Origin of the sequence: Thalassotalea euphylliae, from assembly GCF_003390395.1 — a bacterium.
Classification (GTDB): Bacteria; Pseudomonadota; Gammaproteobacteria; order Enterobacterales; family Alteromonadaceae; genus Thalassotalea_F; species Thalassotalea_F euphylliae_C.
Genome location: NZ_QUOV01000001.1, coordinates 3,777,590 through 3,799,577 on the forward strand (window position 1 = coordinate 3,777,590; position 21,988 = coordinate 3,799,577).

Consider the following 21,988-nt stretch of genomic DNA (forward strand, 5'->3'; position numbering starts at 1 on the left):
CATTTCGTCCGCATTTGTGGAAACTGGCTTCTCTGAAAAGCCACTGCAAAAAGCAGTGGCTATTGTCGCAATATTATAAGGAAATGTGAATTGTAGTTTGATGTCTACATATTCTTTTCAGTGAACTCAGCCAAGCTACTACGTTCTACCTCATCAAAAATCAGAACTGATCCTTTCTCATAATTTCTATATACATTAACAGCCGCACTTGCACCAGAAGAAGCAGGTGTTACAAACTTATCGTCAATCTGGGCTAGGTTACCCAATACAATAGTCCGACAATTTTTACCTCCACGACTTAACATACCCTTGATTTGCGCTCTAGTCATGTTTTGAGCTTCATCAATGATTAACACAGCATCGTCTATTGAACGGCCCCGAAAGTAAGCCATACTAGTAAATTCTATATTGGCTTTTTCGATCACGTGTTCAACTGTAGCGTGGATATTTCCTTCGTGACTATCATCCGAGTGCATCGAGATAAGTGCGTCTGTAATGCCTGCGAGCAAAGGCATCGATTTTTCTGTTAAATCCCCCGGAAGGAATCCGGGGTCATCATCCATAAAGTCTCTTGACCGCACCACAACAATTTTTTTGTACTTTTTCAACTCCAATACTTGATGCAGCGCCGAAGCAACTGCCAAAAAAGTTTTTCCGGAGCCAGCAGGGCCAAGGATGATATTTAAGTCATAGTAAGGGTCTGTTAATTGGCTTAAAGCTACCGCCTGACGCTGGTTTTTAGGCAATATGCCCCATACTTTTTCTTGCTTACGCGGCAATAACTTCGTGAAAACTTCAGTGCCTGTTACCTCTGAAATCCGGCCAATGTGTCCGGCTTCATCGTACCAATACATGTTTGGCTGAACTTCATCGTTGAACAAGCTTATTGGAAATGTATAAACCTCTCCTGAGACTTTGAAATCTTTATCTGATTCAATTCGATCAAACAGATCACCTTCAAAAGCCTGTACTCCTGTATATAACAAATCTATATCTGCGATTTGATTATCAACGGATACATCTTCGGCCATAACACCAACAGTTCGAGCTTTTAGTCGCATATTGATGTCGCGGCTAACGATGGTAACGTCTTTATCTAACTCTTTCTGAAGATGTAGTGCATAGTTAATTATTCTATTATCAGCATCGCTACCAATCGTGTGCTTTAACTCTTTGGCCATGTCTAATTGGGTATCTATTCCAATAAACAACTTGCCTCTTTTAGCTGTCTCAGTTGAAGGCAGAGGAATACCAGCTTCCATTTCTTCTGCACTATGCCCGTTTATGATGTCTTCAAGCATACGAATACATACACGAGCATCAGCACTTACCGATTTATTGGTTCTCTCTTTTAAGTTATCTAATTCTTCTAAAACTGTTAGACAGATGTATACATCTTCACTGTAAGCGAGCAATGACTTTGGATCATGAACTAGTGCCGATGTATCTAATACTCTTGGATTTCTATTTTCACTTGGATTATTCATTTTAGTTCTCCTTTGAGAACGATTTTCATTAATTAGCATTTTAGATTTACCTTAGCTTTATTATTTTTGTTTGTGCCTTCTTGCAGGTTAAATCCGTTATTTATATTTATTGATTAATGGTTCTATTCTTTAAGTCACACTTAATGACATGTTTGAGAAATTAGATCTTAGCCTGTTATAAATACTCAATTTCTTCAGTAAGAATAAGGTCTGTAGATAGGTCTGCACAAATATTGAAAAAAAGCTTGCAGTAATACCTGTTTTACCACAACCTGCTGGGCCAGTCAGAATCACCAAATCAATTGTTGGGTCAAGCAAGGCGTCCATCGCCATGCCTTGGTAAATGTTTTTCGGGTGAATACCCCACGCTTGTTTCGCCATTAAGCGCTCACGCGATAAATCTTGAATCGCTAGTTGCTCTTCGTCCCAACCGACAATTTTGCCGGCAAAATGCTCACCATCATCCAGCAAGTATTCATTCATATAGGTGGCGGGTAAAATGTCCCGTTTGACATAGTGCGTGGTATTACGCCCTTCACTTTCGCTTTCACATTCTTTGATGTTGTCCCAAAAGTCCCCGTCAAACTGGTGATAACCCTTCGTTAAAAAGCGAACATCGTCAATCAGCTGATCGGTTCGGTAATCTTCAACATGCGCCATCCCTGCCCCTTTCGCTTTTAGGCGCATATTGATGTCTTTGGTCACCAACACGACTTTGCGATCGGGGTGATGATTCTGAATATTGATGGCGGCATTGATAATACGGTTATCATTTTCGTTAAATGACAAAGTTGACGCTTTTTGCTCAAGCGCATAATCATTGATAATCGACAGCGCCCCACTGGGTGATTGTTCTTGGCTGCCTAAACTAGTCGCCAGTGGCACCCCTGCAATGATTTGCTCAGGTGTCGAATTGGCCAGCACATCTTCTAGTGCACGAATGGCAACGCGAGCATCGCGGCTGACATCTTTTTTGCGGTCTTTTATCGAGTCTAATTCTTCCAGCACTGTCATCGGCACGACAACATCATGTTCTTTAAAGGAGAGAAAGGCGAAAGGTTCGTGAAGCAGGATATTCGTATCTAAAACATAGATTATGGTTTCGTCAGACATATAGGCACGCTCGCTTAGCATAGAGCCATCGTAGTCAGACGAAAGCGCATGGGGCAGGTGTCAACAAGCCCGTACTGTCACTATCAACCTAAGCTACGATTTTTCTAGCGGTTGATGAATTCCTTGTCATACCAACTGAATTAATGAATTACTCAATTCAGAGCGCTGTCAGCGGTGAGAGAATAAGCTAAATTTGTGCCGATATAGTTATTCTACATCTAATAAATTTGGCGCAATTATCGCGCCGCTGACACGCTCCCAAAGGGCGAGTTTAAAAGGCTCATATGCTGCGTTATTGATTTAGACAAGGGAGCAACCATTCTCTACAATCAATGCCTTGCCTCTAAGCCTTTTAATTCTCGCTGAATAGCTAATTCACTAGTTCAGTTGGTATATGTTCAATTTCACTCTGACAGTTTCAGTGCCTGCTAGCAAGCAAATTTTGGTGATTTTACACGCAATTTTTTCAGCTATTGACGCGCCCTAAAAAGCTGTCATAGTAGGGAATTACCAAGCGCAATTATCTGCGTAATTTCTTGTCTGACAAACACATTCCTATACCATTAACATTAACGCTAAAATTCTCCTCAACCACAGTCGTTACTCTCCCCCTTTCAAGCGCACAGAAAAAACACGAATTTTTTGGTGATTACAACTAGTATTAACGGTAATATGTCGCCCCTTTTTTGCCTGAGCCAGTGGCGTTGCTGCACGAATTAAGCAATGCGCGTTAACTCTTTTACTGGCTGAATCGTTTTTGGAGTGTGTCAATATGCATTTTTTTCCTGGCCAACGTTGGATCAGTGATAGTGAATCAGATCAAGGTCTTGGTACAGTTACCGGTGTCGAAAATCGTCATGTCACGATAATTTTTACCGCCACTGGTGAAGCGAGAAAATATGCAATCGACAATGCGCCATTAACCCGCGTAGTTTTTAATCCTGGTGATTTGGTGCCAAGCCATGAAGGCTGGATGCTAAAAGTTGAAGATGTCATCGAGCAAGGTGGCTTACTTTCCTACACAGGCACACGCGTTGATACGGGCGAGCAAATCCAGTTAAAAGAAGTGATGATAGATCACTTTATCAAGTTCAATAAGCCGCAAGACCGCTTAATCAATGGCCAAGTAGATCGCCTTGACTGGTTCCGTCTACGCAAAGCCAGCCTTAAACATCAATACGAGCAACAACAGTCACCGCTAGTTGGCTTAGCGGGCGGTCGCGTTAGCTTAATTCCACACCAACTTTATATCGCTGAAGAAGTCGGTAGCCGATTCGCGCCAAGGGTATTGCTTGCCGATGAAGTTGGTTTAGGTAAAACCATTGAAGCTGGTTTGATTATCCATCAACAACTCGTCACAGGCCGCGCCCAACGTGTGTTGATTGTGGTACCTGATTCGCTAATGCATCAATGGCTCGTAGAAATGCTACGCCGCTTTAACTTAAAGTTTGCTATTTACGATGAAGAGCGCTGCCAGCAAAGTGGCGACGAGAACCCGTTTAGCGCCGAGCAATTAGTCTTAGTAAACCTAAGTTTCATCACAGAAAGTCCGCAATGGTACGAAGCACTCATTGCCGAAGACTGGGACTTAATGGTTGTCGATGAAGCGCATCACCTTAACTGGTCAAAAGAAGCACCTAGCATTGAATACCAGTGTATTGAACAGCTTGCACAAGTGATCCCAGGTGTATTGCTATTAACAGCAACGCCAGATCAATTAGGCCACGAAAGCCACTTTGCCCGTTTGCGTCTGCTTGACCCTGATCGTTTCTACGATTACCAAGCCTTTATTGAAGAAGAAAGCCACTACACCGAAGTTGCCGATGCTGCTAATGCCTTAGTTGCCAAACAAGCGCTAAGCGCAACACAGAGCGAAACGCTGAAAAAGCTACTACATGAAACTGATATTAGCAGCCAGCTAGCCGAACTAACGGGCGATGATGAAAAGGTGCAAGAAACGGCGCGCCAAGGCTTAATTAAGCAATTACTCGATCGCCATGGTACTGGGCGCATTCTGTTTAGAAACAGCCGTAATACCATTAAAGGCTTCCCAGAGCGAAAAGCACTGCCTGCGCCACTTACCTTGCCAGAAGCTTACCAACAAAGTATCAATGATTTAGTCGCAGATAAATCAGCCGACGAGTTAGTAGAACTTAAACAAAGTAAGCTCTTAAACACGCCAGAGCGTCTATACAGCTTAAGCTCAGCAACAAGCAATTGGTATGATATCGACCCTCGCGTTGACTACTTAATTGACCTATTAAAATCACTAACTCAAGAAAAAGTGTTAGTAATTTGTGCCCATGCCGATACAGCGATTGAGCTCGAAAACGCCTTGCGCGTAAAAGAAGGTATTCGCGCGGCGGTATTCCACGAAGGTTTAAGTATTTTCGAACGTGACCGCGCCGCTGCTTACTTCGCCCAAGAAGAAGATAGCGCACAAGTGCTGCTTTGTTCAGAAATAGGTAGTGAAGGCCGTAACTTCCAGTTCGCTCACCACTTGGTGTTATTCGACCTGCCAACTAACCCTGATTTATTAGAGCAGCGCATTGGTCGTTTAGATCGTATTGGTCAAACACAAACCATCAAGTTACATATCCCGTATTTTGAGCAATCACCACAAGCGCTGCTCTACCGCTGGTACCAAGAGTCATTAAATGCCTTTGAACACACTTGTGTAACGGGTCGTGCGGTATTTGAAAGCCATGGCAGTGAGTTACAAGCGGCAATGTTTGCGCAAAACTGGCAAGGTGATGCCATTGATGCTGTGATTGAAGCAAGCCATCAGCAACATCTAACCATCAAGCAAGAGCTTGAAAGTGGCCGTGACAAATTGCTCGAGCTGAATTCAAGTGGCCAAGGCCGCGCGCAAGAAATTGTTGAACAGGTAGCAAAATTAGATAACCAAATCGACTTGCCACAGTATATGTTCCAAGTGTTTGATGTTTTTGGTATTCAGCAAGACGACAAAGCTGACAATGCCATTGCCCTAAACCCAACTGAGCATATGCTATCGCCAAACTTCCCGCAGTTACCGGAAGATGGCACCACAGTGACCTTTGATCGCGAAACTGCCTTGGCATGTGAAGACTACCAGCTACTTTCATGGGATCACCCTATGGTGCGTGGCGCGATGGATTTAGTGCTCAGCGACGAAATTGGTAACGCCAGCATCGGTTTATTGAAAAACCCAGCACTGCCCGTTGGTACATTCTTCCTAGAGTGTATTTTCACCGTTGAAGCAACGGCGCCAAGCCACTTGCAACTGGGCCGTTACTTGCCAACTACGCCGATTCGCGTGTTAGTGGACAAAGCGGGGAATAACTTAGCGAGCAAGGTGTCTTCACAAGTGCTTGAGCAGCAATTAACGCCAGTGAAAAAGCAAGTGGCGACTCAGCTGATTAAAGCACTAAAAGGTGAAGTGCCTGCATTGGTGACTAAAGCAGAAGCACATGCACAAGCGCAAATTCCGGCGATCACACAAAAGGCTAACGCCAATATGCATCAAACACTTGATCAAGAGTTTGATCGCCTTCAAGCATTAGCGGCGATTAACCCAAGTGTTCGCCAAGCAGAGCTCGACTTTATTAAAACGCAGCAAAGCCAATTAACTGATTACTTAGCCAAAGCACAGTTAACCTTTGAAGCAATTCGCTTGATTGTGGTGACTCACTAAACCGAGTATTTGCAGAGTTTGTTGTTATGGTAGCCAATCCTGATTTTATCTATCGACCACCAATGTCACCTTATTTAGACATCATCTATCGAGACGATGACTTGGTAGTGCTAAATAAGCAAAGTGGCATTTTATCGGTGCCCGGTCGTTTAGCTGAACATCAGGACTGTTTACAACACCGCGTAATGTCGGTCCTGCCGACAGCAACTATAGTACACCGCTTAGATATGGCGACATCAGGTATTATTGTGATGGCACTTAATAAAGCCGCTCATGTCGATATCAGTCGCCAGTTCGAAAAGCGTCAAACTCAAAAAAGCTACCTTGCTCGCGTCTATGGTCAACTAGACGAGCCTTCAGGTGAAGTAGAATTGCCGCTCATTTGTGACTGGCCTAATCGCCCTAAGCAAAAAGTCGATCATGAGCACGGTAAAAAAGCGCTGACCCGCTACCAGCTTATCCGCCAAGAGAGCGAAACTGCCTTGGTTGAACTAACGCCAGTGACTGGCCGCTCTCATCAATTACGGGTGCATATGTTAGCCCTTGGTCACCCAATTATTGGCGACCGCCTCTATGCCCATGACCAAGCATTAGCACTAAGCAATCGTCTGCAACTACATGCCCACTCTTTGACCTTTGCACACCCTGTAACTAAAGAACGTTTAACCTTTACCGCACCTTGCCTGTTTAAAGACCATATTCCACAAGCCTAAAGGCGTGTTAGTATTGGCCGATAACCTGTTTGCATGTCGCCAACTGCTTGGTACATGGTTTATTCGGTAGATAGTTACTCGGTAGGTAATCGATAAGTGAAGCATTCTATTTCTGTCATTTTCTTTTTCGCGATTAGTTTTTTACTAAGCACAACAAGTGTTAACGCACAGCAAGCCCCTGATGCAGATCAGGCTGCTAGCGACAGTGCTATGCAAGATAAGTCAATGCAAGAAAAGAACATGCAAGACAAAAACATGGCCGACGGTGATATGAAAAGTAGCGACATGGCTGGTAAGGGCATGGCTGATGACCAATCCAACATTCGCCCACCAGTTTCACTTATCGAGCAGTTTACCCAAGACATAGAACGAAGCCTTGATAGTGGTCTAGTCAACCCTATGCTGGCAGGTACCGAAGATTTTCTGACCATTCTGCAGCCTGACAATCACAGTACCGATCGCGGTATCGCGATTTTACTACCTGAATGGAACCAAGCAGCAACAGATACTCGTGCCATTAATTATTTGCGGCAGCACCTGCCCAATGAAGGCTGGACAACGATTGCGATCCAACCTATCACTAAACCGGAAAACTACCCTAGCCAGCAACTAAAACCTTCGCTAGCTGCTGAAGAAAACAAGGAAATGTTGACGAAATACGCTGAGCAACTAGCGCCCATGCTTACTAGTGTGATGGAGAAAGCAGCGGAGTACCCCGGTGTATTCTTAGTAATAGCGCAAGGAAATAACGCTGCAATTTTGCTTGATTTGTATGAACAAGCCGCCGTTGAACAGCCCAATGCCTTGATTACCTTGAGCGCTCATCGGCAAAGCGCGGCAGGTAATCAGCGTTTAGCAGAGCAGATTGCAGGCTCTGAGCTACCTGTATTAGATATTGTCCTGAAAAAAGACGTTCACTGGATCAAATACTTTGCTCAAGACCGACAAAAAGCCGCTAAGCGTGAATTAAAGCCCATCTATCGCCAACGAGAGTTAACCAACTTTCGCGCGGGCTATTACCCAGAAGAGCGCTTAGCAAAAGAAATTAAAGGTTGGCTGACCACCGTTGGTTGGTAGGGTTAGAAGTAGCGTAAACCACAACTAACCGATAACCAGAACTAATCGATAACCAGAAAATCTATTCGCTAATTCAATTTATCATTTTTCCAGTATTTAGTACCTTGCAGTGTCGCCTGCAATGCTAGGCCATTTTCCGTCATCTGATAAACGTCCACTTCCTTGATAACAGTTACCGCAGCGCTGCCCTCACTACCTTTTTTACCAGATTTAGCGGCGGCATCCGCTTGACCAGAAAAGTCCCAGCCGTATTCAACAAAATTATTCAGTGCTTTTTTCGAATGAAACACAAACACCGCGCTAAAATCTTTAACACCTAAGCCGATACCCACGCCTGCCGTACCCATTTTCATATAAATGTCTTGACCTGTAGCGTTATCTCGAACCACACCACTACCGCCGCCTGCAGAGAGAAAAATCAAATTAACACCGATATTTGAAAAGGTTGCGTAGCCAGCCGCTTTGCGAATAAGTGCCTTGGTGCTTGGCTCTTCTTTATAGAGTCGCTGCAGTATTTGCGTGCGCATCTCGTTAATTTCCTTGCGATCTTCATCAGCACTTGCCAAGGCAGCCTTAGGCGAAAGGCAAGCAAGTAGCGCTGCACAAGCAAATAATTGAATTTTTAAAGGCATTGATAAAGTCATTAAGTGCTCCTGTAATAGCTCAAAAGCATTCTTTAATAGTTTCTTTTATTTATACTAGCAGAGGCCACTGGCACTGTTGCAAAAGGCAGAGTTTTAATAGAATTCTGGCTTACAAATGACGATTAATAAGATCGTAAGCGGCTTGAATATCCTGAGTTTTTTGTTTGGCTAATTCCATCATTTCTGCAGGTAAGCCTTTGGCAACAAGTTTGTCTGGGTGATGCTGAGACATCAGTTTTTTATAGGCTTTTTTCACTTCTTGTTTAGACGCAGATTCACTCACACCAAGCACTTTATAAGCATCTTTTAACAATGACTTAGAACCGGTTTGTCTACTGTGCTGGCCACCTCGACTTTGTTGCTGTTGATGGCGTTGGAAAGATTCACCAGCAATAATCATTTCCAGTAATCGATCTAAATCTTGTGCCGAAAAACCTAAATGACCAGCAATTTTATGCAGTACTTCACGTTCCGCAGGGTCAAGTGAACCATCAGCAAAAGCAACTTGGATTTGGATTTCCAAAAACATTAACATCAAGTCATTGCGGGCACGACAGCTTTGCTTAAATTTTTGCAAACGCTCTTTTAGCGGAAAACCAGCAACTTTACCTTCTCGGAATGCTTCTTGGGCTTGCTGACGTAATTCTCCTTTCAAACCCAGCTTATTCATATAGGCGGTAGCAAAAGCAATTTCGTGCTCGGTAACTCGTCCTTTGGCTTTTGCGATATGGCCCATGACAGAAAAAGAGGTATAGAAAAATGCCGCTTGGCGAGTCATTTCATCCTGCTCGTTAACACTGAAGCTTTCGAAATTCAGGCCGACACCCTTGTCAAATCTGTGGCCTAGCCATAGGCCAAGTAGCGCACCAAATATATTTTTAGTGAGCATAAAGCCAAATAGAAAGCCTAGTAACTTACCCCAAATTCGCATCTTTGTTCCTACTCTTTATCCTTAGTTTGTTTTTGCTGTAAGCCTTGTGAATATGCTTATTCCGCTGTTTGGTTGAGCAAGGCTAATCGCTCTGGCGTACCCACATCTGTCCAGCCAATATTTAATAACTCACCCGAAATTCGATGCTGCGCCGCTAAAGCACGCAGTGATGGCCCTAATGCTAATTTTTGAGCTGTTTCGCTCGCCAGTGCGCTAAAAAACGCTGGTCGATAGAGGGCAATACCACTAAAAGTAAACCGCGTTGCATTGTCAGCAAAATCATTTATGACCAGCCCGTCATGCAAATAAAAGTCACCTTCTGGGTTATGTTCAGGATTTTCAACAAGCCACAAGTGCGCCAATTTATCTTCTGCTAGCTTAGGTAGCTGAGTAAATTGACCAGACAAAAACACATCGCCATTAATCACTAAAAATGGCTCTTGTGCTGCATTTGCCGTTGACTCCTCTTCAACTAAGCTCTGGTCTATTAGAAGTGGCAATGCTTTAATGATGCCACCAGCAGTTTCTAATGCGCCATCAGACTCAGCACTATAGTGAATGTTTACGCCATATTTACTGCCATTACCTAGCTTTTGTGGGAATTGCTCTCCTAGCCACGCATGGTTAATTACCACGTCAGTAATACCAAGCTGATTGAGCTGCTCTAGGTGATATTCAATTAGTGCTTTTCCTTTAACTTCAAGCAAGGGCTTAGGCGTATGGTCAGTTAATGGTCTCATTCGCTCACCACGGCCAGCCGCTAATATCATGGCTCTCACGAAACTTGCTCCTGATTAAGCTCAGCAACGGCAGGTATCACTCGGCTTTCAACAAATTGTGCTAACGGCGTAAGCTCTTCGTACTGGCTGGCAATATCAACAATATAAGATAAGGTAAGTGGGATATCTTTGATATAACCCGCTTTGTTATCCCGAAGCAGCAATCGGGCAAAAATACCACTGGCTTTGATATGGCGTTGCAAGCCGGTTAGATCGAACCAGCGTTGCCAAGTGGTAAACGGAATGTCGGCTAGCGATGTTGTTACACTGGCTTGCGACATTTGCGCGACAAAATATTCGAACAGTGGCGCTATTTGCTCCGCAGGCCATTTAACATAGCAGTCACGTAACAGTGACACCACATCATAAGTAATCGGGCCAAGTACAGCATCTTGGAAATCAATCACCCCAAGCTGAGCGGCGCTGCTCTGCTTGTCGCCTAGCACCATTAGGTTACGACTGTGAAAGTCGCGATGCATAAACACTTGCGGCTGCTCTAGAGTGTTATCAACAAGGCAAGTAAAGCTTTGCTCAAGCATTGCTTGTTCGTCAGCACTTAATGTGAGCCTTAAATACTTCGCCAGTAACCACTCAGTAAATATCGACAGCTCAGTTTCCACAAATGCGCGATCAAATACAGGCATATCAGGTGTTTTTACGGTCTGCGCAATACTTGGCAATAAATCAATGGCCTCTTTATACCACGTTGGCATCGACTCATCGCTTAGTACATCAGCCAATAGACAACGACCAAAGTCCTGTAAGCAGAAAAAGCCCTTTGCTAAATCATAGGCATAGATTTTAGGTACGTTAATACTATGCTCGGCAAGCTGATTGGCAATCGCTAAAAATGCACTGTTATTGCAGTATTTAGGAGGGGCATCAACCGCAATATAATCAACGTTTTGAAAACTAAATCGATAATAGCAACGAAAGCCTGCATCACCCGTCATGGCGACTAATTGAGGTGACGAGAATCCCGATTGTTCAAGCCATTGAGCTAGTTCATGAATGCGGGGTACTGCGTGGGGAACTGAAGACAAGAAAAATCCCTGAATATAAAATGGTTGAATACTAAAAAGTCAATATAACCAATTAGCGAGTTATTGAAAATTACGATATTATAACGGGATTTAGCAAAACAATAACAATCAAACGCAACAGTGTGTGGATAACCGACCTGTTTTTGTGCTGTAAATTAACCTCGGGATCTGAATGCCTTTTCCAACTAAAAAATTGTTATTAGCGAGTAGCTGTTACCTTATTGTCTCGCCAGCGATCGCACAACAAACTGCTGAAGCTCCAACCGGTCTGATTTGTCCATTACCTGAATTTGATGTCATTCAAGCACCAGTGCAGGCGGTGGAAAAAGACAGCATCAGTATCAGCTCTCGCACCACTAGCATTGAAAAAGACCAAGTTGCGGTTTTTCGTGGTGGCGTTACTTTAGTAAAAGACGATCAGAAAATTAGCGCAGATGAAATTGCCTTTGATCGCCTAAAAGCGCAAATTAATGCCTCGGGCACCATTCACTTTCAAAACAGCGGCGTTAACGTATTTGCTAACCAGTTGTCAGCCTCAGAAGCCGACAATTCAACTGCCTTAGCTGATACTTCCTATTATCTAGCAGACAACCCTGGCCATGGTAGCGCTGGTAAGCTAGTCATTACTGCTGATGGTAATTTGGCTTTACTCGATTCCACTTTTACCACATGTCACGGTGAAGTGCCTGATTGGCAAATTAAAGCCAGTGCCATCAATATTTCGGTTGCCGAGAACCAAGGTGAAGCATACAACGCCAGACTAGAGCTATTTGAAGTTCCTGTGCTTTACGTGCCTTATTTTTCCTTTCCGGTCACGAACGAGCGTAAATCAGGGTTACTTGAACCTACATTTAAATCTTCAGGCAACTCAGGGGTTCAAATTGAACTGCCTTATTACTTAAACCTGGCTGAAAATTACGATGCCACCATTACGCCGCGATATATGTCAAAGCGCGGCTTACAATTGCTCACTGAGTTTCGTTATTTGGTCGACGATCAATTTGGCCAAATCGACCTCGAGTATTTGCACAAAGATGACGAAATTCAAACCAATAATGACGCGCGTTATTTGTGGCGCTATCAGCACATTGGTAACTTCTCAGAAAACTTCCGTGCTCACATTGATTATACATCGATAAGTGATGATAACTACCTCGTCGATATTGGTAGCAGTCATTACAACGACAATGATGCCTACTTGTATCAGTTAGGCGAACTCGCCTACTTTGGCGAAAACTGGCAAGCACTTATTAAGCTGCAAGATTTTGAAGTTTTAGGTAATCACACACCAAGCTACAAAACCGTGCCGCAAGTTGAGTTTTCAAGCGCAACCCCACTCGGCTTATTTGACGCTAGCTTTGATGTTTATTCTGAATTGTCGCGATTTGAATCGCCTAACCCCGACTTGGTCGAAGCAAATCGCTACCATATTGAAGCTGGCTTTAATGTTCCAATTACCACACCAGCGTACTTCTTTAATTCAGAGTTTAAAGTACTGAATACCTACTACGACCAAGAACAAGTGCCACTGGGCAGTGAATTGGAAGAAAGTGTAACGCGTACACTACCGAAAGTGCGTTTTCATGGTGGTGTCAACTTTGATCGTGAAGCCGAGTACTTTGGCAATAGCTTCACTCAAACCTTAGAGCCCCAACTGCAGTATTTATACATTTCAGATAAAGACCAAAACAACATTGGCCTTTATGATACCGCCAGACTGCAAGATGATTTCCAAGGGCTATTTAGAGACCGTCGCTTCAGTGGTTTAGACCGCATTGCTCAAGCGAATCAATATTCTTGGGGTTTAACATCGCGTTTACTGGATGAAGCTAATGTTGAACAGTTTCGCATGAGCCTCGGCCGCATTGTGTACTTAAATGACAGTAATATTGCCGCTGACGATGCACGCGGTATTTCGGCGGATAAATCATCGCTTGCTGCTGACTTATTCGTGCGTGGTAACGAGCAATGGCAGTTTAGTGGCAACATTCAATACAACACAGAGACCGACACTACGAATAAAAGCCAAGTCAACGTCGACTACCGTCAAAGCCGCGATAACATCTTCCAAATAAACCACAGGTATTCACGTGACGTATCCGGTGTTAGTATTGAGCAACTTTCTTTGCTTTCAAGTGTCAGAATAAATCCGGAATGGCAATTTGTTGGTCGTTTTACCCAAGACCTTCAGCAAAAACGCAGTCTGGAAAGTTACGCTGGTTTTCAGTACGAAAGCTGCTGTTGGGCAGTTCGAATTGCCTACCATCGCCATATCAACTCAAATGTTGATAGCGAAAATTTTGGCATTGAAAACCGCGATGAATTCAATAGTGGATTCGTGCTAGAGTTTGTCATCAAAGGGTTTGGTGGCCAAACAACTACTGTTGGCACACAAGATATGTTTAATTCGAGTATTTTTGGCTATAAACGCCCATACTTTCTCAATAATTAAGAAGTTAATTTCATGAAGAAAACGTTAACCGCAATCACCTTAGTATCTTCAATGATGCTAAGTCTGCTGAGCAGCGCTAAGGCTGAAGTTGTAGAGCTTGACAAAGTCGCTGCCATCGTCAATTCAGGCGTGGTATTGGAATCAGAAGTCAAAGACTTACTAGACAATATTAAAGGCAACGCCGAGCGCAATAACCAAGCCTTGCCTTCAGATCGTGCATTACGCACTCAGGTAATGGATAAATTAATCAACGACAGCCTAATGCTGCAAATGGGCGAGCGTATGGGTGTACAAATTAGCGACGCCCAGTTAGACGAAACCATCAACAACATGGCACGTGAGAACAAGCTGACTTTAAGCCAGTTCCGCGAAGCATTAGTTGCTGAAGGGGTTAACTATGAAAAATACCGCGAGAACATCCGTACTGAGCTAATTTCTGGCGAAGTCCGCCGCGCTAATGTGCGTCGCCGCGTTTATATTTCGCCGCAAGAAGTTGCGAATTTGCTTGATGAAATGAAAGCACAAACCAACCAAGACATTGAATATAACCTTGGTCATATCTTAATTGAGTTCCCACCAGAGCCTAACCAACAAGATATGAATGACGCTAAAACTCGCGCTGATAAAGTCATTGAATTGCTGAATAACGGCTCTGACTTTGCCAAAATCGCGATTGCTTCATCAGGTGATGCCAACGCCCTTGAAGGTGGTGAACTGGGCTACCGCAATATTAATGAATTACCCACCTTGTTTTCAGAGCTTGTTGATGGCAAAGCGAAAGGTGAAATTTTTGGCCCAATCCGCACAGGCTTAGGTTTCAGCATTGTGAAAATTATAGATATTCGCGGCCGCCAAACCGTTGAAATTGAAGAAGTACAAGCACGCCATATTCTGATCAAGCCATCAATTATCTTAAGTGAAGCAAAAGCAGAAGAAACGCTGCAAGGTTTCCTTGATCAAATCAATGCTGGAGAAGCTGATTTTGCCGATTTAGCTAAAGAGCACTCTGAAGGTCCAACGTCAGTTCGCGGTGGTGATTTAGGATGGGCAGATCCTAAGTCTTACGACCCTGCGTTTCGAGATGCCCTAGCCCGCCTATCTATCGATGAATACCACAAACCATTCCGCTCTTCATTTGGCTGGCACTTAGTGCAACTTACAGGTCGCCGTATGCTAGATGCTACCGATCAAATGAACGAAAACCGAGCTTACCAATTACTGTTCAACCGTAAATTTGGTACGGAAAGCGCTCGCTGGATCAAAGAAACACGCGACGAAGCTTATATCGAGATTTTCGAACAGGAAACAAACTAATGGTCAAACGCATTGCTATCACGCCGGGTGAACCGGCAGGGATTGGTCCAGATCTGGCTGTTGCGATTGCCCAGCAAAATTGGCCAGTGCAACTCGTTGTTGTTGGCTGTCGTAAAGCCATGACCGAGCGCGCTCAGCAGCTTGGCTTGCCACTTTCACTCACAGATTACGATAGCAATGCTCAGCCTCAGCCACAAAAAGCAGGCACTCTAGTTATCAAGGATATTCCAACAGCAGCCGAGGTTGTGCCGGGAGAATTGAACCCAAGTAATGGTGCTTACGTTGTTGAAACACTTCGTGTTGCCAGTGAAATCAATATCTCTGGTGAGTTTGACGCAGTGGTTACAGGCCCGGTACACAAAGGGCTAATCAACCAAGCTGGTATTGCCTTTAGTGGCCATACGGAATACTTTGCTCATCAAGCAAATTGTTCAGATGTGGTGATGATGTTAGCAACACCTGGCTTACGTGTGGCTTTGGTGACCACTCATATTCCACTCGCTTATGTGTCAAAAGCCATCACCCCTGAACGTTTGCAAAAAGTCACCCGTATTCTCGATCACGACCTGCGTGAAAAGTTTGGCATTGAGCAACCAAAGATTTACGCCTGTGGCATTAATCCACATGCTGGTGAAGACGGCCATTTAGGCCGCGAAGAAATTGAAGTGATGAACCCAGCCTTTGCTGAGCTCCGCGAAGAAGGCATTAACGTGATTGGTCCACTGCCAGCCGATACCATTTTCCAAGAGAAATATTTGCAAGATGCTGATGCAATTTTAAGTATGTATCACGATCAAGGCTTGCCAGTGCTAAAATATAAAGGGTTTGGTTCATCAGTAAACATCACCCTTGGTTTACCTTTTGTACGCACCTCAGTAGACCATGGCACTGCACTTGAGTTAGCAGGCACAAGCCAAGCCGATACTGGCAGTATGATTGAAGCCATCCAAACGGCGATTGATTTAGCCGAAAATCACTCATAATAAGTGATAGTTCGATTAACTCAGCCCACCTGCTGAGCCGAGTTAAGCAAAGCCCAAATACACAAGTAAAAAGAGTAGATGAGTAAGAATACCCATTTAGGCCATCAGGCGAAAAAGCGTTTTGGTCAAAACTTCCTGCATAACGATGCCATCATTAGTCGCATTGTTGATGCCATTAACCCAGAGCCAGGTGAGAACCTAATTGAAATTGGCCCAGGCTTAGGTGCCTTAACAGAACCTGTTGTAGAACGTGCAGGCAAGCTTTCTGTTGTTGAACTTGATCGCGACTTAGCGGAGCGCTTGCGTCATCATCCATTTTTGGCAGAACATTTAACGATTCATGAGATTGACGCGCTAAAGTTTGATTTTGCCCAACTTGCGACAGACGAAAAACCGCTACGGGTATTTGGTAACCTACCCTATAATATTTCAACGCCACTGATATTCCATTTGCTTAGCTTTAAAGCGGATATCCAAGATATGCACTTTATGCTGCAAAAAGAAGTGGTTGACCGCATGGCAGCGCAACCTGACTCAAAGGCTTATGGTCGTTTGTCAATTATGACGCAGTACCAATGTCAGGTTGAATCCGTAATGGAAATTGGTCCGGAAGCGTTTCAGCCGCCACCCAAAGTAGATTCTGCAATTGTGCGTTTGATCCCTCGTCGTGAAATCAAAAATGAAGTCGCCTGTTTAACCACCCTAAATAGTGTCTGTGTCACAGCATTTAATCAACGTCGTAAAACGATTCGCAATAGCTTTAAAAAGCTAGTAACAGCTGAAGAGTTAGAGTCACTTGGGCTAACACCAACATTGCGACCAGAAAATTTAACAATTGATAACTACATCAGCTTAGCTAATTATATTCATGCCAATAAATCGAGCAGTGATTCTTTAGCCGAATAAGAAGTAGTCGAGTAACCTAGTTGATGAATAATCCTTCGCCATACACAGCGGTTACTGATGATGTGTCAGTATCCGTTGTTAGCCAGTACCTTCCCAATCAATCTGATGCCGACAAGCAACAGTATGTGTTTAGTTATACTATTAGCATAGAGAATTTACGCAGTACGCCAGTGCAACTGCTCAGCAGGCGCTGGTTGATCACCGATGCAGACGGCGAGCGTTCGGAAGTTGAAGGCGAAGGCGTTGTTGGTCAGCAGCCAACAATAGCTCCTGGGCAAACCTATACCTACACTAGTGGTTCGGTGTTTAACACACCTGTTGGAACAATGCAGGGACAATACCAAATGATTGCGCCGAATCAGCAACAATTTTGGATTGATATTCCTGTGTTTCGCCTCGCATTACCTAATATTCTCAATTAATCACCATATTTAAGTCATTTAGGAAACTGTTAAACAAATAAAGCACTATGGCGTTATATTTAGTTGGCGATATTCAAGGCTGCTTTGATGAGCTAGATGCCTTGTTAATAAAAGCAAAATTTAACCCAAAGCAAGATCAACTGTGGCTTGCTGGCGACTTAGTGGCGCGCGGAAGGCAATCACTAGAAACGCTAGAATTTGTCAAATCGCTAGGCGCTAGTGCTAATTTCGTATTAGGCAATCATGATCTGCATTTACTTGCCATTGCCGCTGGACTAAAAAACGCAAAATCCTCTGATCATCTATCACCGCTGTTAAATGCTCCTAATTTTTCATCCTTGTGTGACTGGCTCGCTCAACATCCATTGTTACTAGAGTTGCCGAACCAAGACGGCTTTATGTCTCACGCTGGTTTAGCGCCGCAATGGTCCATCAAACAAGCGGTTAAGAACGCAGCGTTTGCGCATAAGAAAATTGCAGGGAAGAAACGTGAAAAGTGGTTGTCTATCATGTACGGCGAACAGCCGAACGATTGGCACTTAGTCACTAATAAGGAAGAGCGCTTTCGTTATACCGTAAATGCCTTCACCCGCATGCGTTACTGCTATGCTGATGGCACCTTAGACTTTGCCTGCAAAGAACAACCACGAAAAGCTCCTAATGGACTAAAGCCTTGGTTCGAACTCGCTAAGCTAAAAAATAAAGCTTGGATATTTGGCCACTGGGCCGCGTTAATGGGCGATTGCCCGTATAAAAATATTTACGCTTTAGATACTGGCTGTGTTTGGGGAAACTACTTGACCATGCTCCGCTGGCACGACAGAAAACAATTCACCCAACAAAGGCTTAGCTAGTTCAAACGATAAGCTAATACTTTGCTATCTTTTAATGAAAATCTTAATGCGCTTGTTATAATGACGGCGTGCAGCTAAATATTGAGCAATTTAATAGACAATATAAGCCAAATATATTTAGCCAAAAACAATAAAAATAAAGATCTCGCACACTAGCATACAAATTATTGGCCAAAGTAACAGATAGTGCTTTGCCCCGAATCCAGAAGGTAGTGTTTATGAATTTAACCGTCGCAATAAAGATTATTGGTGGTTTTAGTATTCTTGCGGTAATGCTTGTAGTTACCAGTGTTTCTTCATTGTTCAACCTCAACACCATTCACGACTCAACAAATAGAGTAAGTGAACTAGCGATTCCAACCCTAGCAGGTAGCAACCAATTAATGGTTGAGCTAACCCAAATGGGTAATATGACCTTGCAAGGTTATCACAAGGATGAGCTTGGACCACTGAACGAGAATAGACAAACTTACGAAGCCGCTAATGCAAAATTTAGCAGTCAATTAAAAGCACTCAAGTTAGTTGTTAAAGGTGAAGCCGAGCTTAAAAACAACTTAGACAAAGTTGATGCTGTTTACGCAGCATTCGACAAAGACGTTAAACTGGTTTTTGACAACCGTCAGCAGGCAATCGAGCAAGGTAGTGAGTTGTCAGACAATGTTGATAGTCTTGAAGAAACCGCTGATGATGCGGCAACTTTGTTACTTGACTTAGCTGACCATGACCTAGCAGATTCAAAATTACAGCGTGCTGTAGATATGGGTGAAGTTATTGAAACCTCACTAAACGGTATTGTTAGTTCAGCATTTGAATACCGCGATGCCTACAACGCGCAAACCGTTGGCTTAATTAGCCGAGAAATTAACAACGCGTTCGGCGAATTAGAACGTAGCATCAATGACGTTAAATCAGAGCTTGCAAACGCTGGTGCAACCTCTGAAGCTGACGACTTAGCCAGTGCCTTTGAACAAATTAGCGAACTGATTGGTGCCAACGGCAGCATTATCAATAATAAATCCTCTGAGCTTACTGCGATCGCGCAAGCAACAGCTGCTTTAGACGCTGGTAAAGTCGAAGTTGCTAACGCTAATGAAATTCTTGCTAAGCAAATTAAACTGGCGAATGAGACTACTAACACCACTAACCAAATGGTAAGTGATGCGGTCAATTCAGGTAACACGCAAACCATCGTAATCATGATTATTTCAATCATTGCTGCGATTGCAATTACCCGCATTACACTAATCAGCATTACGCGCCCATTAGGTCGTGTTAATGACATGCTTAACATTGTTGCTTCAGGCGATCTTTCCCATAAGCTTGACGACAGTGGCAGTGACGAATTTGCACAGTTATCACGCAACTGTAATGCGTTAATTGACAGTCTGCGTAACCTGATTGAAGGCATTGTTAGCCGCTCAACGCAACTAGCAGCAGCGGCGGAGCAAACGTCAGCAGTAACGGCTCAAAGCACAACGGCGATTGAAGAGCAGCGCAATCAAGTAGAGCAAGCCGCATCTGCAACCACAGAAATGAGCAGTACGTCACAAAGCGTATTATCAAGTGCTAATGACGCACTTGGTGAAATTAAGCAAGCTGACGATGAAGCTGAGCGTATTAAGGTGATTTCAGGTAAAAACCGTGAAACCATCCAATTGTTAGCAGAAGAAGTCGAATCGGCTTCACAGGTAATCAACAAATTACAGCAAGACAGTGCCTCGATTGGCGGTATCTTAGATGTAATTCGCGGTATTGCCGAGCAAACTAACTTACTAGCGCTAAACGCAGCTATTGAGGCCGCGCGTGCTGGCGAACAAGGCCGCGGTTTTGCCGTAGTAGCCGATGAAGTTCGCACGCTAGCAAGCCGTACTCAAGAGTCGACACAAGAAATCCAAAACATGATTGAAGTGTTACAAACAGGTGCGGAAAAAGCAGTATCTGTGATGGAGACTGGTAAGTCACAAGCCGCTAACTGTGTTGAGCAAAGTGAAAATGCAGATAAGGCGTTAGAAACGATTACCCATGCTGTTCACGAAGCCTTTGATCGCAGCTCGCAAATTGCCACAGCAGCCGAAGAGCAAAGCGTGGTCGCCCATGAGATCAGTGAGAATCTCGAGTCAATTGTAGCCATTGCCGAGCAAACCACGGCGGGCTCTCAGCAAACCGCAAGTTCAAGTAGCGAAGTGGCTCGTTTATCTGAAGAATTACAGCAATCTGTACAAGAATTTAAGTTGTAATTTAAGCCGCAGATAATTTACGAAAAAGCCGCACAAGCGGCTTTTTTTATAACTGAATTTCACGCCATATAGTTGCATGGTCATTATTAGTGAGAATAATTTACTTTCCCTTATCAGCTAAGTTATCTTGGCTATTCGACTCATTTTTTATGGACAATGGCTAGCACATGCAAACGATCCCAACACGCGATTTCGATCTTCTTCCTGATCTTTGTGATCACTTTCCTAATGACGTAAATGTTTTTGAAACTCAATTTAATAGCTATGGTCAACATCAGGTATTTTGTGGACAAGCAGTGACAGTAAAGTGTTTTGAAGACAATTCTGTAGTCAAAAAACTCGTTGGCACACCTGGTCAAGGTAAAGTCATGGTTGTTGACGGTGGTGCTTCGATGCGCAGAGCCTTAATTGGCGATATGCTCGCAGAAGAGGCAATTGCTAACGGCTGGGCGGGGGTTGTCATTAACGGCTGTCTTCGTGACGCTGCTACTATCAACCAAATGGCGATTGGCGTCAAAGCCTTAGGCACCATTCCTATTAAAACTGATAAACGCGGTTTAGGGGATCAAGATATTGATATTCGCTTTGCTGGTGTAACCGTAAAACCTGGCGATTGGGTGTATGCCGACCTTAATGGTGTTTTGATCTCAGCGAAAAAGCTAGAACTACCGGAAAGCTAATCTAGTTTTACGCTATACAATTAAAACATTTATAAAAAGCAGTAGCGATAACGCCTACTGCTTTTTCTTTTCTACAGAGCTATATAACGATTTGCTCACTTGCGCTCATAAACACAAAAATTAAGTGCGTAAGCATTTTTCTCATCCGCCGCTCGCAATGTGCTTGAGGTTAACAACCAGTCCTTTTCTACGTCGTATTCAGGAAATTGTGTATCGCCCTCAATATTTGCTTCAATATGGGTTACGTAAAGTTTATTAGCCGCTGGCAAGCAGTGCTGGTAAATTGCGCCACCGCCTATCACCATAACTTCTTCAACGCCTTTCGTTAGCGCTAATGCAGCTTCGATCGAATCAACGACTTCAACACCGTCAGCAACATAAGCAGCATTGCGTGTAATCACTATATTTTGACGCCCCGGTAGTGGCCGACCTATCGACTCAAAGGTTTTACGTCCCATGATCACAGGTTTACCAAGCGTGGTTTGCTTAAAGTAGGCAAGATCAGCAGGTAAGTGCCACGGCATGTCATTATCTTTGCCAATAACTCTATTGTCAGCATGAGCCACTATCATCGAGAGTACAGTCATTATTTATTTACTTACAAAACCTAAAGGCCAGATTCTAAAACAGAAGCTAGATAAAGGCCACGCTCGAAAAATCACTAATTTGTGTCAGAG

17 protein-coding genes and 1 pseudogene are annotated in these 21,988 nt (G+C 43.7%); 11 read left to right on the forward strand and 7 right to left on the reverse strand.

Features of this window, described 5'->3' with window-relative positions; genetic code table 11:
- Positions 1–104: 104 nt before the first annotated feature.
- Both DXX92_RS16575 and DXX92_RS16580 read right to left on the reverse strand, forming a co-directional pair.
- Positions 105–1,487, reverse strand: a complete 1,383-nt coding sequence (locus tag DXX92_RS16575; RefSeq protein ID WP_116002482.1) for a PhoH family protein — start codon at positions 1,485–1,487, stop codon at positions 105–107.
- Positions 1,488–1,745: 258 nt separating this feature from the next.
- Positions 1,746–2,600 (reverse strand): annotated as a pseudogene (locus tag DXX92_RS16580) (PIN domain-containing protein); the annotation flags it as partial.
- Between the two features lie 772 nt (positions 2,601–3,372).
- On the opposite strand from DXX92_RS16580, the gene rapA reads away from it, so the two are divergent.
- From rapA to DXX92_RS16595, 3 genes are all read left to right on the forward strand, one after another.
- The gene (gene rapA / locus DXX92_RS16585) at positions 3,373–6,276 is read left to right on the forward strand and encodes an RNA polymerase-associated protein RapA (RefSeq protein ID WP_116001673.1); all 2,904 of its coding nucleotides are present in this window, start codon (positions 3,373–3,375) and stop codon (positions 6,274–6,276) included.
- A 26-nt stretch (positions 6,277–6,302) separates the two neighbouring features.
- Positions 6,303–6,989 carry an RluA family pseudouridine synthase gene (locus DXX92_RS16590; protein WP_116001675.1) on the forward strand — a complete coding sequence of 229 codons (687 nt, stop codon included), beginning with the start codon at positions 6,303–6,305 and terminating at the stop codon, positions 6,987–6,989.
- 96 nt (positions 6,990–7,085) lie between these two features.
- The gene (locus tag DXX92_RS16595; RefSeq protein WP_116001677.1) at positions 7,086–8,066 is read left to right on the forward strand and encodes a DUF3530 family protein; all 981 of its coding nucleotides are present in this window, start codon (positions 7,086–7,088) and stop codon (positions 8,064–8,066) included.
- A 68-nt stretch (positions 8,067–8,134) separates the two neighbouring features.
- Here the strand turns inward: DXX92_RS16595 and DXX92_RS16600 are convergent, their stop codons facing one another.
- The 4 genes from DXX92_RS16600 to DXX92_RS16615 all read right to left on the reverse strand — a co-directional run bounded on the left by DXX92_RS16600 (position 8,135) and on the right by DXX92_RS16615 (position 11,463).
- Entirely contained in the window at positions 8,135–8,710 is a 576-nt protein-coding gene (locus tag DXX92_RS16600; RefSeq protein WP_245961508.1) for a YSC84-related protein, read from the reverse strand.
- Between the two features lie 109 nt (positions 8,711–8,819).
- Entirely contained in the window at positions 8,820–9,641 is an 822-nt protein-coding gene (gene djlA, locus DXX92_RS16605) for a co-chaperone DjlA (RefSeq protein ID WP_116001679.1), read from the reverse strand.
- A gap of 56 nt (positions 9,642–9,697) precedes the next feature.
- Positions 9,698–10,420 carry an N-acetylmuramate alpha-1-phosphate uridylyltransferase MurU gene (murU, locus tag DXX92_RS16610; protein ID WP_116001681.1) on the reverse strand — a complete coding sequence of 241 codons (723 nt, stop codon included), beginning with the start codon at positions 10,418–10,420 and terminating at the stop codon, positions 9,698–9,700.
- Positions 10,417–11,463 (reverse strand): aminoglycoside phosphotransferase family protein, encoded by a 1,047-nt coding sequence (locus DXX92_RS16615; protein ID WP_147301980.1) that lies wholly within the window; start codon positions 11,461–11,463, stop codon positions 10,417–10,419. The genes murU and DXX92_RS16615 overlap by 4 nt, the downstream gene beginning before the upstream one ends.
- Before the next feature lie 172 nt (positions 11,464–11,635).
- On the opposite strand from DXX92_RS16615, the gene lptD reads away from it, so the two are divergent.
- From lptD to DXX92_RS16655, 8 genes are all read left to right on the forward strand, one after another.
- Positions 11,636–13,915 carry an LPS assembly protein LptD gene (lptD, locus tag DXX92_RS16620; RefSeq protein WP_116001685.1) on the forward strand — a complete coding sequence of 760 codons (2,280 nt, stop codon included), beginning with the start codon at positions 11,636–11,638 and terminating at the stop codon, positions 13,913–13,915.
- 12 nt (positions 13,916–13,927) lie between these two features.
- Positions 13,928–15,229 (forward strand): peptidylprolyl isomerase SurA, encoded by a 1,302-nt coding sequence (surA, locus tag DXX92_RS16625; protein WP_116001687.1) that lies wholly within the window; start codon positions 13,928–13,930, stop codon positions 15,227–15,229.
- Positions 15,229–16,212, forward strand: a complete 984-nt coding sequence (gene pdxA, locus DXX92_RS16630; protein ID WP_116001689.1) for a 4-hydroxythreonine-4-phosphate dehydrogenase PdxA — start codon at positions 15,229–15,231, stop codon at positions 16,210–16,212. Before surA ends, pdxA begins: the two co-directional genes overlap by 1 nt.
- Positions 16,213–16,290: 78 nt before the next feature.
- Entirely contained in the window at positions 16,291–17,118 is an 828-nt protein-coding gene (gene rsmA, locus DXX92_RS16635) for a 16S rRNA (adenine(1518)-N(6)/adenine(1519)-N(6))-dimethyltransferase RsmA (RefSeq protein ID WP_116001691.1), read from the forward strand.
- A gap of 23 nt (positions 17,119–17,141) precedes the next feature.
- Complete coding sequence (gene apaG / locus DXX92_RS16640; RefSeq protein ID WP_116001693.1) at positions 17,142–17,540, forward strand: Co2+/Mg2+ efflux protein ApaG; 399 nt, start codon at positions 17,142–17,144, stop codon at positions 17,538–17,540.
- A gap of 47 nt (positions 17,541–17,587) precedes the next feature.
- Entirely contained in the window at positions 17,588–18,394 is an 807-nt protein-coding gene (locus DXX92_RS16645; protein WP_116001695.1) for a symmetrical bis(5'-nucleosyl)-tetraphosphatase, read from the forward strand.
- Positions 18,395–18,612: 218 nt separating this feature from the next.
- Positions 18,613–20,631 carry a methyl-accepting chemotaxis protein gene (locus DXX92_RS16650; RefSeq protein WP_116001697.1) on the forward strand — a complete coding sequence of 673 codons (2,019 nt, stop codon included), beginning with the start codon at positions 18,613–18,615 and terminating at the stop codon, positions 20,629–20,631.
- A 167-nt stretch (positions 20,632–20,798) separates the two neighbouring features.
- Positions 20,799–21,311 (forward strand): putative 4-hydroxy-4-methyl-2-oxoglutarate aldolase, encoded by a 513-nt coding sequence (locus DXX92_RS16655; protein ID WP_116001699.1) that lies wholly within the window; start codon positions 20,799–20,801, stop codon positions 21,309–21,311.
- 95 nt (positions 21,312–21,406) lie between these two features.
- On the opposite strand, the gene folA is transcribed toward DXX92_RS16655, so the two are convergent.
- On the reverse strand, positions 21,407–21,898 hold the full coding sequence (gene folA / locus DXX92_RS16660) for a type 3 dihydrofolate reductase (RefSeq protein WP_116001700.1): 492 nt from the start codon (positions 21,896–21,898) through the stop codon (positions 21,407–21,409).
- Between the last annotated feature and the right edge of the window lie 90 nt (positions 21,899–21,988).

Bases quoted from the DNA above. Each gene is read 5' to 3' on its own strand.
- DXX92_RS16575 (WP_116002482.1), bottom strand. From the start codon at position 1,487: ATGAATAATCCAAGTGAAAATAGAAATCCAAGAGTATTAGATACATCG.
- rapA (WP_116001673.1), top strand. From the start codon at position 3,373: ATGCATTTTTTTCCTGGCCAACGTTGGATCAGTGATAGTGAATCAGAT.
- DXX92_RS16590 (WP_116001675.1), top strand. From the start codon at position 6,303: ATGGTAGCCAATCCTGATTTTATCTATCGACCACCAATGTCACCTTAT.
- DXX92_RS16600 (WP_245961508.1), bottom strand. From the start codon at position 8,710: ATGACTTTATCAATGCCTTTAAAAATTCAATTATTTGCTTGTGCAGCG.
- djlA (WP_116001679.1), bottom strand. From the start codon at position 9,641: ATGCGAATTTGGGGTAAGTTACTAGGCTTTCTATTTGGCTTTATGCTC.
- lptD (WP_116001685.1), top strand. From the start codon at position 11,636: ATGCCTTTTCCAACTAAAAAATTGTTATTAGCGAGTAGCTGTTACCTT.
- surA (WP_116001687.1), top strand. From the start codon at position 13,928: ATGAAGAAAACGTTAACCGCAATCACCTTAGTATCTTCAATGATGCTA.
- pdxA (WP_116001689.1), top strand. From the start codon at position 15,229: ATGGTCAAACGCATTGCTATCACGCCGGGTGAACCGGCAGGGATTGGT.
- rsmA (WP_116001691.1), top strand. From the start codon at position 16,291: ATGAGTAAGAATACCCATTTAGGCCATCAGGCGAAAAAGCGTTTTGGT.
- apaG (WP_116001693.1), top strand. From the start codon at position 17,142: ATGAATAATCCTTCGCCATACACAGCGGTTACTGATGATGTGTCAGTA.
- DXX92_RS16645 (WP_116001695.1), top strand. From the start codon at position 17,588: ATGGCGTTATATTTAGTTGGCGATATTCAAGGCTGCTTTGATGAGCTA.
- DXX92_RS16650 (WP_116001697.1), top strand. From the start codon at position 18,613: ATGAATTTAACCGTCGCAATAAAGATTATTGGTGGTTTTAGTATTCTT.
- DXX92_RS16655 (WP_116001699.1), top strand. From the start codon at position 20,799: ATGCAAACGATCCCAACACGCGATTTCGATCTTCTTCCTGATCTTTGT.
- folA (WP_116001700.1), bottom strand. From the start codon at position 21,898: ATGACTGTACTCTCGATGATAGTGGCTCATGCTGACAATAGAGTTATT.